Here is a 13,411-nt window from a genome sequence, read left to right as displayed (position 1 = left end):
TAAACCAAGCGAATAAACTTTATTATGATGAATACTGAAATCACTCCGCAGCAGAAACTTGAGAACATCATTCGCTCCCTCCGGGAACAAAGGAGCATTATGGTCTCCGGGCGGGAAGATATAGCCATGACACTGCGCGCCCATCCCACTGTCTTCTTTCTCGAGGAGGGGCGAGCCTCCCTTCGCCTTAAAAGTAATGGCTACATTATCGCCGACTTCACGGCGCCCGCGGTGCTTGGTCTTGAGCTGCTCTGTGGTCATGAACCTGATACAACCTTGGCCGTCCAGGATTCAGCTCGTCTTATTCAGGTGCTGTCTTCTGACCTTGCTGCGGAAATTGAGCTGTCGGGGATGTGGCATGATGTCTTCAGCATTCTTGCGGACAATGCGCGGCATGTGCGGGATAATCTCGCCATCAGTGCGTTCGGCAGCAATTACCACATCGTTCGCCACCATCTTCTTGCCCTGAGCAACGGTGACGGGGGCCTCCTGAAGCAGGAATCGTTTCACCGGTATATCAGCGAGCGTTCAACCGTCTCCCGCAGCACTCTGTACAAGGTTATCAGGAGCCTGCAGGCTGGGCAGTACATTACCATGGAAAGAGGAAAACTGATTGAGCTTCGACATCTCCCAAAAAATTATTAAAGATGAGCCTGTGGTTGAGGTTTCCATCCTTACCGACCCGCCAGAGTCATGCGTTGCATCAAGGAAGATAAAAGGCTGGCTGTGATTTACTTCACCCGGTGCGGTCAGTTCTTTGCGCTCTTTAGGCTCATGCACAGAACATCGCCGCTGAACGTGGAGTGCGGACCAGACACCGAACCCAGGATACAAGGCTGTCCATGAGTGCGGCAGAGCACCATAAGCGTTACTGATGGGTGCGGTAATCCGGGCACATCGTTTTACGTATCTTCTGCGAGCGGCTCTGGCTGTACGGCAGTTGCATCGAGAATCACAGGAAGTGGCTGAGTGAATTGCCACGGATAATCCAGGCTGAGCCTCTTAATTGTCACAGCCTTTTTTCACAACATATTGAACTATTGCTCGTTACGTTCTTTCCTGTGAAGCATGGGCTCTCATCCAGACTACTGAACCAGCAACACCGGGGCAGCACTCTCTTGGGCAGAAAACCGTATATTCATTATATGTTCTGTATTCTGTGTTCGGTCGCACCATGACCCGATTTCCTGAGCGATATGGTCCAGGTAAGGCCGTTTACAGCCCGCGTTCAAAGTCAGCGGTGATGAACATTACTTTCAATAAGTTGCTTTTATCTCCTGAAGCTTATGGTTTCGTTGACTGGTCAGCGACAGCGCTGGATAGCAGCAATATCCGTGCACTCATCAGATGTGCTGCCAGGGCTAAAAAGAACATACTGACATATCCAGAGATATTGAGCGGGGTCGCACTCGCGGTGGTTTTGGCACAAAACCAATCTGACGATAGACGGAAGCGAACTGCCGTTAAATATCGTGCTCAGCCTCGGACAAAGCAACGAAAGCCAGTCCGTAGAAAGCCAGCAGGACTGCATTGGTGTTCAGCACCAGAGAAGCGACGTGGTCATGCTGTACTGGCGGATAAAGTTTACTCCGTGGGATATGTTATCTAAGATATTGAAAAAATACGTGAATAGGGCGATTTTTTGCTTCAAAGCGGTACTGCAGCGCAAAAAGTATTTTGTGGTGATGGGAGTTGAGGCTTGCTGGCACGCCGTTTATGCGGACGTGTACTCCTCATAACCCGACTCACAGAACTACAGCATACGGTTTCCGGCAGATGAGTGTTCCCACTCATCTTCAGCGAGAATTGAACGTTGAACCTACCAGCTTTAGTTTCCTGAAGCAGAGAAAAGCCCGGTCCTCGGTGCAGGTATGTTCATTACTGAAAAGTGAAAGCCCCTCCAGACTGATTCAGGCAATAATTGAAGTGGGCGGAATTAACAAAACATTTGATTGATGATGAAGCGTTCCGCAGGCTTATACTGACTTAACTTAACATCGGAGAAAGCAGCTATGCGGTTGCCAGAGCGATCTGCCACGGACAGAAAGTGAGATAGGAAAGCATTATACCGACGGTCTGGAAGAACAACCGTGCGCTCTGGCACTTGGCTCTAGATAACATGCGGTACGCCGCCCGCAAGTGCGGGCTGTATATCGGCGTTTTCTGTGCTATCCTTTCCAACGGAAGTCGAATGAAATGGCATCTTCACATTCATTTCTCTTGGGCGTCTGGTCAGACGTCGTCTCGCAGCCGCCCATCACCATCAAATCGCAGTGGCGCAGCCTGATACTGACCGCCGGATGTGATTACTGGCATGTGTACATGTCAAAAAAGAGGGCCGGTGGCAAAAACACCGTGAAATAAGACTCAGCGAAAGCTGAAGCTACAAAATGCGGATGCGGCATTTGACGTTTGTCATAACGGTGGGCTCTGTTGAACCCGCCGTTAATGGACATCTAAAATTACAAGTGCGTTTTAAACCATTCTGTCTGAATGCTGATAACCTGCTTAAGATGCTCTCCTGCATAAAAATCGTAATGACGTGCACTGCTTACCTCATATAGCCTTTTTTCTTTGGCACCCACAGCGTCAAATAAGGCTCGTCCCTGCTCCGGTGGATTAACCGTATCCTGACCAGCAATAACGATCAGGGTTGGGCACGTCACCAGTGAGGCATTAAATGCGGGTTTATACAGAAAAGTTTCGCGCACCGTAAGGAATGGTATTTTAATGTCCATCTTTGGATGTTGCGTTATATTTTCTTCAAAAAATGACTTCGATTCTGTATCGCTCAGTACCCGATTGACCCCCACGAACATTTCTTTACCGGTGCTCTTCTGCTTTTCAGCCATCTTGTCAAGGGTTGAAACAAAAGCTTCTTTCTCTTCCTTATTCATATTCCCGGTAACTATTCCTTCACCGTCTGCAAAAGCCAACTGACTGACAATACATTTAACTCCCTGGCTTCTGACCGCCGCACCAAATACGTGGCATCCTCCAAATGATGTTCCCCACAGGCCAATACGCTGGGCATCAAGGGATGGCTGTTCTCTTGCCCAGTTAACAACGGAGATAATATCGTCAATTTGCATAGCAGGGACCAGGCGTCCGCGTTCGCCGTCACTGTCCCCAAAACCACGATAATCAAACGTGATGGTGGAGAATCCGGCGCGGGTAAATGCTTCAGCAAAATCAGGTAGCAAAAATTCTCTGATACCACAGAAGCCATGGCACAAAATGATCACCGGGCTTTTTGTACTGTCGGAGGGAGAACGAAGCGTCAGAACGATGCCGTTAGAAATTTTTTCTGTTGAAATTTCCATTAATATATATGTCCTTTTATCAGGTCAGTCATTAGAAGAAAAATTAAGCTCTAGAACTCTTTTTAGGAATCTGCAGATATTGGTCCTGAATATAGCACCTCCGACCAACGTTCTAAATACAACCGATTAAACTGGTTCTTCCTTTGATCCAGAACGTCTTTTCCATTTTGATGTAAATAAACTAACTAGCTTAATTAGTTATTTAACGTCATAGCTGAGGATTAATTTCCTCCGAACATTATAAATCAATACAATCACAACAATAAATAAACACATCACACTAATAGGATTAGTTAAAAATACAGCGACATCTCCTCGTGATAGCAGCATAGCTCGCCGTAAATTCTCTTCGAATATTGGACCAAGAACAAAGCCCAGAAGTAAAGGAGCAGGTTGAAATCCTAGGCGAGATAAAGAATAACTAAAAACGCCAATAGCCAGCGCAATCAAAACATCAAAAATATTTGCATTCGTGCTATATACACCGATACATATTAAGAAGAGTACAATAGGAAATATTAGTCTATAAGGAATAGATAGCATCTTAGTCCAGCATCCAATTAGAGGTACATTAAGAATTAAAAGTAATAAATTCCCAACCCAGAAACTGGCTATAAGCCCCCAAAAAATTAACGGATACTCGTTTATTAATTGAGGACCTGGCTGAATATTTTGGATCATTAGCGCACCAAGCATAAGCGCCATTACAGCATCTCCTGGAACACCGATACTCATAGTCGGAATAAACGCAGTTTGTGCAGCAGCACTGTTCGCCGCTTCTGGACCTGCAACACCTTCAATTGCTCCATGGCCAAAACGCCTTGGCGATAATGATATTTTTTTTTCAATTGCATAGGACATAAATGATGCTATAGTTGAGCCCGTTCCAGGCAATATACCAAATAATGAACCTATTACTGAGCCTCTGAGAATCGGCATTATTGACTTTTTTCTCCCATTTCGATTTAGTCGCATTGACTTTATAGATATATTGGAGTCGACGGTTTCCCGATTATTATCGCGGTTAGCATTACGCAGGACATCGGAAATTCCAAAAAGTCCCATAGCGATCGCAACAACTGCAATCCCATCATTGAGTTCTGCAAACCCAAACGAAAACCTAACAATTCCAGAATTAATATCTGTACCGATGAGTCCAGCAACCAAACCTAAAAGCATCATCGCAATACCTTTTAATGGCGAGCTCACAGAAACAGTCGATGCCAGCAAGAGACCAAGCATTAAAATAGAAGTATATTCTACCGCTCCAAATTTGAATGCAATACCTGTTAAAAAAGGAGTGAATAATATTATGAGAATAATACCTACAGATGCGCCGATAAAAGATGCAAACATTGAAATCAACAATGCTTGTGCAGCAAGACCTTTTTTGGCCATAGGATATCCATCAAAACAAGTAACTGCATGCGATGTAACACCAGGAATATTCAATAAAATAGATGTTATTGCCCCGCCATATTGAGCCCCATAATATAGACCAGCTAACATCATCAGAGCAGCAGTAGGATCTAGATTATAAGTAATCGGCAATAGAATAGAAATAGCAGCAAGCGGACCAATCCCAGGCAAGACCCCTACGACATTTCCAAGAAAAACCCCTATAAAGGAGTATAGTAAATTAATTGGCTCTAATGCTACAAGAAAGCCGTCAAAAAGGCTAATAATATTATTCATAAAAACTTACATCTCGCGGAAAAATGGAAGCTGAATTTGAAGAGCAAATGCAAAGAGTAACATTGCAATAACACTTGCCAAGGACAGTATCAACGCAGATAACGGAGAATTATTTTTATCCCCTAGTGCTGATATGAACACTATCGAGAAAGTTGCAGGTACTAGACCACAATAAATGCCCAATATCACGAAAGCTAAAAAACCACCAACAAGGAAGAAGAAAGCTCGTAATTCTTGCGTGGAGACTTTTTCGATCTTATCTTGACTTATAGGTACTGCAACCATGATTATACTTATGACAACCATGCTCCCACCTATAATTAAAGGAAAAAAACCCGGCCCCATATTTTCTAATGTTCCTCTCGGGTAGCTAAGTCCGCCATACAGAGTAATGATAGCGATTGAAAATATAACCACTGATGAAGCCCACTCTCTTTTTTTACTTTTCAATTTTTCTGTCCATCTCTATTGTTAAAGTTATATTTCAAAACATATCTAAAAGAATTGGTTAAGATTTTGTGTTATACTATTGACTTGTCATTTCTGGCGTCCTCTTCTTTTTTATTTAGTTAAGGGACTGTTTGGCAATCGCCTTTTATAGAATTCTATAAATAATTAAAAATACATACATCAGGGTTATCCATAATTTTATGGCTAAAAATTATCTAGCTGTATCAATAGCAACTCTAGCTGCTGCTAAATCCCAGGCGGCACAACCGACAGTCTTAAAAAAAATGGGGCGTGAAAAATCAGGTTGAGATGTCAAAATATCGGAAAGCGAATGAACCTCCGACCAATCAATTTTCGCTTGAAGCAAATCACCCGCCTCATTTATGCCGCCTGTTTTTTCATCTATAACCACCTGACTGGAACGTACTGTATCAGCAAAAATCTCAGAAGCATTTGGATTACATGTTCCTACACCAATAAGCAATCGTCCAGCGATTGCTGGTTCAGAATAAACAGGATTAGTACTGCTAGTCATAGTTATAACTACATCTACAGACTCAGGGACAACGTTACTAGTGCATGGGCGTAATTCCACACCAATCGAAGAATGTTTACGGCAAAACTCTTTAGCTTTAGCCTCACTTGTTGCTTTAATCCAAAAACTCATATTAGGAAACAATATATTAAATGCCTGTAAGTGACTTATTGCCAGTTTTCCCGTACCGATTAACATTCCCTCAGAAGGCGGAGCAGAACAGAGATGCCGCATACCAACTGCACTTAATACCGCTGTACGCCTTTCTGTTACTGTAGGCCCATCCAGTAATAATATTGATTCGCCACTTTTTGAATCGTAAACCCTTACCTCACTATGTACTAGCGGTAAATCTCGCTTGCGGTTGTTGGGATTAACGAGGATTAGTTTGTGTACAGTTATATCATGGGCACTAGCAACCATCGAAAAAAGATGTCCGTGTTCAGGCAAGGATATATAGGTGCGTGGAGGGCAAGATATTTTCCCTTCGCCATATTCACGGCAAACCTTTTCAAGCGAATTAAATAGTGCTAAATGCCCGATAAGATGTGCAGTCTCTTTAGCATTCCGAGTAATTTTTTCTATTTTTCCAGGTTTTTTCCAGGGTAAACACACTTTTAAACTCATATTACAAACCATCCATTCGAGTTACATGAAATTATTTTGAGCTGTTTTTTTCAGCAAGCGGCGTCCACTTTTTAACTTCATTATTTAAAAAAACTTTAAATTCCTGTGTGTCAGCACCAACATAAATAGCTCCTATATTTTCTAATCTACCCTTGATCCATATCTTATCGACTGGCTGAGTCAAAGCACGCGCGATAACCGATATTACTTCAGGGGGAGTGTTTTTTGGAGCAAATAAACCAACCCATCCTGACGCTTCATAGTTATATAAATCAGGAATCTCAGAAAGAACTGGCACATCTGGTAGATCCTTGAGGCGCCATTTTTCGGCAACTGCAAGAATTTTTATATTGCCTGAGTGAATATGTGGAGTTACAGAAGGAAGACTATCTAGCGTAAAATCTAAACGACCGCCTATGAGATCGATCAATGCGGGTGCGCTTCCCTTATACGGGATATGGGTAAGTTTCATACCAGTCATCTCTTTTAACAACTCAATACCCAAATGTGAAGTAGAGCCCCGACCTCCACTACCATAAACAAGTCCTGCATCACTATTTTTGGAAGTGTTCACTAAGTCTTGTACACTGTTAAATGGAGAGGACTTATTTACAACTAAAGCCATCGGTGTTCTGGAATAAAGAGCAACAGGGATAAGGTCGAGCTCAGGATCAAATCCTGCTTTTGGATAAATTATTTTGTTAGTAACACTGGGGCCTAATGTGCTTACCAAAAGTGTGTAACCATCTGAACGAGCTTTTGATACATAAAACGCCCCTATATTCCCGCCTGCACCAGGTTTATTTTCAACAATAACTTTAACCTTCAACTCACGAGATAAATGCTGTGCCATTATACGACCAGAAATATCAGCACCACCACCTGGAGGAAAAGGAACTATCAACCTTATCATTTTTGATGGGTAAATTTCAGATTCAGCAAAAGCCGATACGAAAAAAACTTGACTAATGGCAAATATAAGCATCAAAAATAATTTATATAATTTGTTGTTCATCATTAATAAATTACCATATAGGTTTGTGTTTAATAATTCCCCGGTTTTAATTAAAACCTTCATTCATATTTGAAACTGCCAACTAAATAAGCTTAAAATGTAAGTTGTAACTAGGTTGATTTCTTCCTATTTGTTGGCACGTAAATGTGTTTAACCCATTAATGCGCCACCAATATTTTTATGATAAACAGAATTATTTTACGTAAGCAGGAATACACATAAGTTATAAAATCCTTTATGATTATCTCTGTAATTTTTAATAATTAAACTTCACTATATTAACAATTCAATATCTAAATCATAATTCTATTTCCCACCCGTGTAAATCACTAAAAAAAACTTCAATTGTTTTTTTGTAACTTAAAACTATTATTTAGTGTTGTTATTTGATTCGTAAGACCCTTGAGTACTGGTGCTCACAGAGGGTTTATAGGTTTGATGAATCACCACAGGTTAGGCGCCTCAGAATCATTTATGGACTGCCCACCCCCCCCTGGTAGACGACCCTGCCCTATAGTTTAAGGCTTCCAATTCAACCATAGTGGCTCATGTGATTGTGCAGTTGGATCACTTGTATATCGATCTTTCATCAACTATAGGTTTAGAACGTACAATTTCCCCTTTTCTTTAGTTGCGATGTAGGTGCTTTTATATGATAATGTAAATATGCATTCACTTGTGTTCCACGCTAATGATCATAATCAAGTACGGGGCATTTTTTATAGATCATAAAACCAAGTAGATCAGTTTATTACTTAAACAGAGATTACACATATCTTAGCCTTAATAAATCTCCTTATTACCCTGAGAAATTTATTGATCTTCTGTCTATGAATGACGTATTAATTCTCATGTGGAATATTTCCTTATTCGAAGTTATAGGAAGTAAAATTAACATTGTTTCAAATATATGACTGTTTATACGCTCTGACTCCAAAGCATTTAACTAACCATGATCGCTATTGGACGCAGCATCAGGATCTTCATCCATATGATTTATCTTGATTTTTTTTGATAGCACACTTTAAAATTGGTATTTTTTCATAAAGAAATTCACCTAGGTCATAATAATTTTCTTGTGAGATTATTTTCCCTTTATATATGCATGCGTATGTGCAGCCATTTAGTTCTTCAATTGCATTGAACGTTAACACTGGATGTGACCAGTATAATGTCCATGTTATGGCGAAAGAACGATCATTTTTCAGTGGTTCATCTGTTAGCAGATAATGTACATTAATGTTTAACACCAGCGGAGACAACGCTTTTTTTAATTTATTCAAACCGTAATAGCACCCGAAAGGATCAGTTAAAATTACGTCAGGGTGATATATCTCATTGAGTATATGAGGAGGGCGCATATTTATTGCGCTATAATAATCAATAAACTGACTTATTGTTTTATCTATCATCTTCATGCTGTTTACCTTTTCATAATTGTTAAAAATATTATATCACTGATAATAGTAGTTCAGCTTTCACAGTTATGTCTATAATACTTCCCATATCGAGTTGATGTTTTTTCATAAGTTTATACAAGGGTGTTCTTTTTATGAATAAAGATGCTAGATTCAATCTAAACTGCTCAATCGATATGTAGTTACTCTGGACAGTCACATCACGTGGCGCGTTTATAGCTATTTTGTAATGTTCGCTTTGTTGTTACACCTTTTACCTCTCGTTGGTTCGATGAGTAAAAAGTACGTTGTCTTTTGCTGATTATTTACTTATTAAAATGTACGTTTGAAAAAGTAGACTCTCTGCGGTACGCTGTTACAGAATCATTTCCCCTGATTTTTCACGCAGCGCGCCGGAGGCTTTCCGGCCTGGACGGAGCCCTGATGACACTGATGCCTGACGATGAACCAGAGCTGATCCCGTCGCCGGTGGCTATTCCCTCAGATGTGGATTTCCTGCCGGCGCTGTCCGGTGAGAATGCTCCGGTCAGTCCCGCCCGGGCCTACTTGCTTTCCCTCAATTCCCCCCGCAGCCGGCAGACGATGGCATCGTTCCTCGGTATTGTCGCCGGCCTGCTCGGCGCCGCGTCCCTGGAGTCCTGCAGCTGGGGCAGCCTGCGCCGTCATCACGTGATGGCCGTGACCGAGCTGCTGCGCGACACCGGCCGGGCCACGGCGACCGTCAACACCTATCTTTCGGCACTTAAGGGGGTGGCGAAGGAAGCCTGGATGCTAAAGCTGATGGACGTGGAAAGCTTCCAGCACATCCGGGCGGTGCGCAACCTGCGCGGCAGCCGCCTGCCCCGCGGCCGGGCCCTGCCGAATGAAGAGATCCGGGCGCTATTTGGAGCCTGTGAAACTGATGGTTCCAGTATCGGCATCCGTGATGCGGCGATGCAGGCCGTCATTCTCGGCTGCGGCCTGCGCCGTTCGGAGGCGGTAGGGCTGGATTTGAGTGACGTTGTCACAGATGAGCGGGCGCTCCGGGTGCTGGGCAAGGGCAACAAGGAGAGGCTGGCCTATATGCCGGCCGGCACCTGGCAGCGGCTAAGGACGTGGATCGATGACGTACGGGGAGAAAAAGACGGGCCGTTGTTCACCCGTATCCGCCGCTTTGACACCCTGACGAACGACCGGCTGACCGACCAGGCGGTGTATCACGTCCTGCAGGTCCGCCAGCGCCAGGCGGGGATTGCAAAATGCGCCCCGCACGATTTAAGGCGAACTTTTGCCACCGCCATGCTGGATAACGGCGAGGATCTCATCACGGTAAAGGACGCGATGGGGCATGCCAGCGTCACCACCACCCAGCAGTACGATCGCCGCGGCGAAGCGCGCCTGCGCACGGCCCGCGATCGCCTTGACCTGATCTGACAGTTATTAAGTTATTAAGTTATTAAGTTATTAAGTTAATGATGCGAATCAGATTGCATGGGGGTTGGGAATAATATGCAGAATTCTGCCCGGTAACGCGATACACCCAGTTATTCCATATTACCTCTTAGCTGGAGTCTTGAGGTTTCATAGCATCTCCTTACTTTGCGGAGATGAAAGAATACTCCCCCTGTTACGAACTATTCCATTAACTGTAACCATAAATCCACTGACACTAAGTCAAAACAAGTATTTCACTTTACAAAAAATTATTTAAATCAATGGCTTATTGTTGTTTGGAAATACAAATTACCGGATGTTTTGGAACGGTGATAGAATGCAATTAGTACATGGACGAGGCGTAAAGTGGCAAAATATCATATTGATTCCGTTCAGAGTTGGCCACCCTTCGAGCATGGTGGAAACACGTTCTCTCTGTCTCATCTTGATGCACATGAAGTCACCTTCAAAGGTGAAAAAGCCACTTATACGTTCGTAGTAACTTATGGGCTTCACTGTTTTGCAAAAGAGGAGACGGCATACAATATACCCGTTCTCTACAAAGATGGTAGGGAAGAGAAAAACATCTGCCTGGAACGTTATGAAGCATCGAAACAGATCCGCAATATCCTCGTAAACCTCCCAACAATGTCGCTTTATCACACCGATGTTGAGAAGTATTTCACATTGCATATGATGAACAGCGCCACCCAACAGGTAGAGCCCTATAAAATTTGTGTGGCGTTTTTTAAAGAGAACCGCTTGCTGAGGATGCATATCTTGTCAGCATTCTTCGTTCGTACAGGCCCTGGAGCTCCTGGGGTAGTCATACCTAATAAGCCATTAAGTTTGTTCAAAGTGGCTATGGATACAGACAAAAAACCACGGAACTCGGGTAAACCCAAAGAGGCAAGCAACAGGCGGAAGGACAGACGTTGAAAGAGGCGGCCCCCTTTCGGGGGCCTCAGCCATTCAATGACGAATCAATGACGAATCAATGAACGGGGCAGGTCGCAATTACTTCGGAACTGGCCGAACCATCGCTGGCTGCGGGATGCGATTCAGTTACCTGAAACCCTGTAACCATCCGGTCTCAATACACCATCCAACCCATAACGAATAGCTGTCTGGTTAGTATTGATGATTACTATACTATTGTGGCTAACAACTCCCCGCAAGCTCACTCCTATTCATAGCTATTCACTGCTGTTCATTAAACATCATTGTTCCATGAATGCTTTGTATTATGCTTGTATTTGCAACCAGTGGCTCTAGGAAACAACATCAGTTGTAAAACAAGATTCCCGTTACAAAAGACAGAAAATCGCTCTGAGAGCTTTCTACGGCGTTTAAACCATATAAAAATTTTTATGCGTAAAATGCGTGGAAAGCACTTTTTGCAAAAAATCACATACTAACTATACCTAGCTCATCCATGTACTGTTTCGCTGTGGTTCACGACATTTAAGTTCAATGTCCCATAAGATTGAGTGATAAAAGATTAGTATTTAGTCTGAAATGGCGTCACTGGTTTACTTCAGTTAAAGTGAGCCTTGCCGGTTATCCTGCTTCTACTTCTGAACCGGGGTGGTTTGGAACAGCTGGATGGCCGGTAGTTTTCCGTCCACACTTTCATGCTCGCGTCGGGCTTCCAAACTTAACCTTAATTGTCCTTAAGGGACTATAACCGGCAGCGCTCGCCCCAGTATCAGGCCGGCAGGCCTGATCGAGGAAGCGCAGGAGAACGGAACGGGAAGATGGCATTTACGCGCGGAATCTGAAGATCAGTCTCTGGCGGGAGACAATCTACAGGATCGGGGTCACTGTGCGCGTGAGGCTTTCCGGATTGCTGCCTGGAGTCTTTCAGCGGTAACGGCTTCCGGGAAAACCGTGATGGTGTCGGGAGTCGCCCCACTAACGGGCATGACGATGATCCCCGGCGTTCCGGTGAGTCCCAGCGCCTCTGCCAGGTTACTGTTTTTCTCAAGGGACGCGGTATGGTCGCCAGGAGCTGGGGCGGCCAGTCCCGCCTTCGCCGCTGCTCCGTGAATATCCTGCGCCGTCAGTTTGCCTTCATTATGGCCGGTGGCGTAGATGGCATTGTGATAGGTGACATAGGCCTGCGGCCCTTTCTGTTGCCAGACCGTCAGCCCCTGCTGTGCAGCCTGAAGTGAAGCTTCCCAGCGACCACCAAATATTGGCCACTCCTTAAAGAGGTAGCGGACGTCAGGCTGCGCTTTCATGACCTTCTCCAGCTCCGGCGCGAAGCGGCTGCAGAACACGCACTGGTAATCAAAGAATTCAATCACCGCGACCTTTGCATTATCAGGCCCGTAAGCCGGGGTGTCCGGATCATGCAGAAGGTTCGCCTGATTCTCCATCACGCTGAGTGCAAACATCTTCTGCTTACGTGTCTCCTGCTGTTCCTGCAGCTTACCACTGACCGTCACCAGTATCTCCGGGTGCGACACCAGGTAGTCAGCAGCGATTTCGCCGATACGTGCCTCCTGCTCCGGGCTGAATAAGGGCTGAGGGGCCGAAGCGTGTACCATTGAAATAAAGCCAATGTATGTTGTAACTATTAATGCTGCTAATTTGTTTGCTTTCATAGCCTGATTCTCATGATTAAAAGGGGGATTAACGTTCTTTCTGAATGGTTCGAGTGAGGGTCTGTTCTTCACGCTCCGGCATGCGGCCGCGTTCAGTATTTTCTGCCGCCCTGAGCATGTCTCGTTCAGCGTTTGCCAGATCTGCAATCACACGCGATGCCCGCGACTGTTCACCAGCGGTCTTGTCAGCACCTTCCAGCTCGCTTCTGACGCCTGCAGCGGCTTTTATTTCCTGTCCATCGGTGTTTTCCTCACCTCTGACCCTGGCGATCACATCCGCATCCGGGTTGGTCGCCTTTTTCTGGCCATCGGTGAGTCCGTTCAGC

General features: G+C 44.4%; 10 protein-coding genes and 2 pseudogenes. 5 read left to right on the top strand and 7 right to left on the bottom strand.

From position 1 onward, the window contains the following. Positions 1–24: 24 nt before the first annotated feature. From KGP24_RS24550 to KGP24_RS24540, 3 genes and pseudogenes are all read left to right on the top strand, one after another. Positions 25–645 (top strand): helix-turn-helix domain-containing protein, encoded by a 621-nt coding sequence (locus KGP24_RS24550; protein ID WP_172689137.1) that lies wholly within the window; start codon positions 25–27, stop codon positions 643–645. A 756-nt stretch (positions 646–1,401) separates the two neighbouring features. Next, positions 1,402–1,499, top strand: a pseudogene (locus tag KGP24_RS24545) (IS5/IS1182 family transposase); the annotation flags it as partial. Between the two features lie 337 nt (positions 1,500–1,836). Beyond that, a pseudogene (locus KGP24_RS24540) lies at positions 1,837–2,106 on the top strand (Tn3 family transposase); the annotation flags it as partial. 356 nt (positions 2,107–2,462) lie between these two features. Here the strand turns inward: KGP24_RS24540 and KGP24_RS24535 are convergent. From KGP24_RS24535 to KGP24_RS24510, 6 genes are all read right to left on the bottom strand, one after another. Then, complete coding sequence (locus KGP24_RS24535) at positions 2,463–3,323, bottom strand: alpha/beta hydrolase (protein WP_223538175.1); 861 nt, start codon at positions 3,321–3,323, stop codon at positions 2,463–2,465. 198 nt (positions 3,324–3,521) lie between these two features. Then, positions 3,522–5,018 carry a tripartite tricarboxylate transporter permease gene (locus KGP24_RS24530; RefSeq protein ID WP_143347836.1) on the bottom strand — a complete coding sequence of 499 codons (1,497 nt, stop codon included), beginning with the start codon at positions 5,016–5,018 and terminating at the stop codon, positions 3,522–3,524. A 6-nt stretch (positions 5,019–5,024) separates the two neighbouring features. Continuing rightward, complete coding sequence (locus KGP24_RS24525) at positions 5,025–5,468, bottom strand: tripartite tricarboxylate transporter TctB family protein (protein WP_127728944.1); 444 nt, start codon at positions 5,466–5,468, stop codon at positions 5,025–5,027. A gap of 211 nt (positions 5,469–5,679) precedes the next feature. Then, a complete protein-coding gene (locus tag KGP24_RS24520) occupies positions 5,680–6,630 on the bottom strand; it encodes a delta(1)-pyrroline-2-carboxylate reductase family protein (RefSeq protein WP_223538172.1) in 951 nt (316 codons plus the stop codon). Between the two features lie 31 nt (positions 6,631–6,661). Continuing rightward, on the bottom strand, positions 6,662–7,648 hold the full coding sequence (locus KGP24_RS24515) for a tripartite tricarboxylate transporter substrate binding protein (RefSeq protein WP_223538169.1): 987 nt from the start codon (positions 7,646–7,648) through the stop codon (positions 6,662–6,664). A 980-nt stretch (positions 7,649–8,628) separates the two neighbouring features. Next, the gene (locus tag KGP24_RS24510; RefSeq protein ID WP_223538166.1) at positions 8,629–9,063 is read right to left on the bottom strand and encodes a nuclear transport factor 2 family protein; all 435 of its coding nucleotides are present in this window, start codon (positions 9,061–9,063) and stop codon (positions 8,629–8,631) included. A 423-nt stretch (positions 9,064–9,486) separates the two neighbouring features. Between KGP24_RS24510 and KGP24_RS24505 the strand changes: the two genes are divergently transcribed. Both KGP24_RS24505 and KGP24_RS24500 read left to right on the top strand, forming a co-directional pair. Then, positions 9,487–10,476, top strand: coding sequence for a tyrosine-type recombinase/integrase (locus tag KGP24_RS24505; protein ID WP_223563686.1), 990 nt, complete (start codon positions 9,487–9,489; stop codon positions 10,474–10,476). A 366-nt stretch (positions 10,477–10,842) separates the two neighbouring features. After that, positions 10,843–11,415, top strand: coding sequence for a hypothetical protein (locus KGP24_RS24500; protein ID WP_181368474.1), 573 nt, complete (start codon positions 10,843–10,845; stop codon positions 11,413–11,415). An 881-nt stretch (positions 11,416–12,296) separates the two neighbouring features. Here the strand turns inward: KGP24_RS24500 and KGP24_RS24495 are convergent. Then, positions 12,297–13,085, bottom strand: a complete 789-nt coding sequence (locus KGP24_RS24495; RefSeq protein WP_223538160.1) for a DsbA family protein — start codon at positions 13,083–13,085, stop codon at positions 12,297–12,299. Positions 13,086–13,411 lie beyond the last annotated feature (326 nt).

The sequence above is a fragment of the Enterobacter sp. JBIWA008 genome (assembly GCF_019968765.1).
Classification (GTDB): Bacteria; Pseudomonadota; Gammaproteobacteria; order Enterobacterales; family Enterobacteriaceae; genus Enterobacter.
The sequence above is the reverse complement of the archived record's forward strand: the minus strand, read 5'-3'. Positions and strand labels throughout refer to the sequence as shown.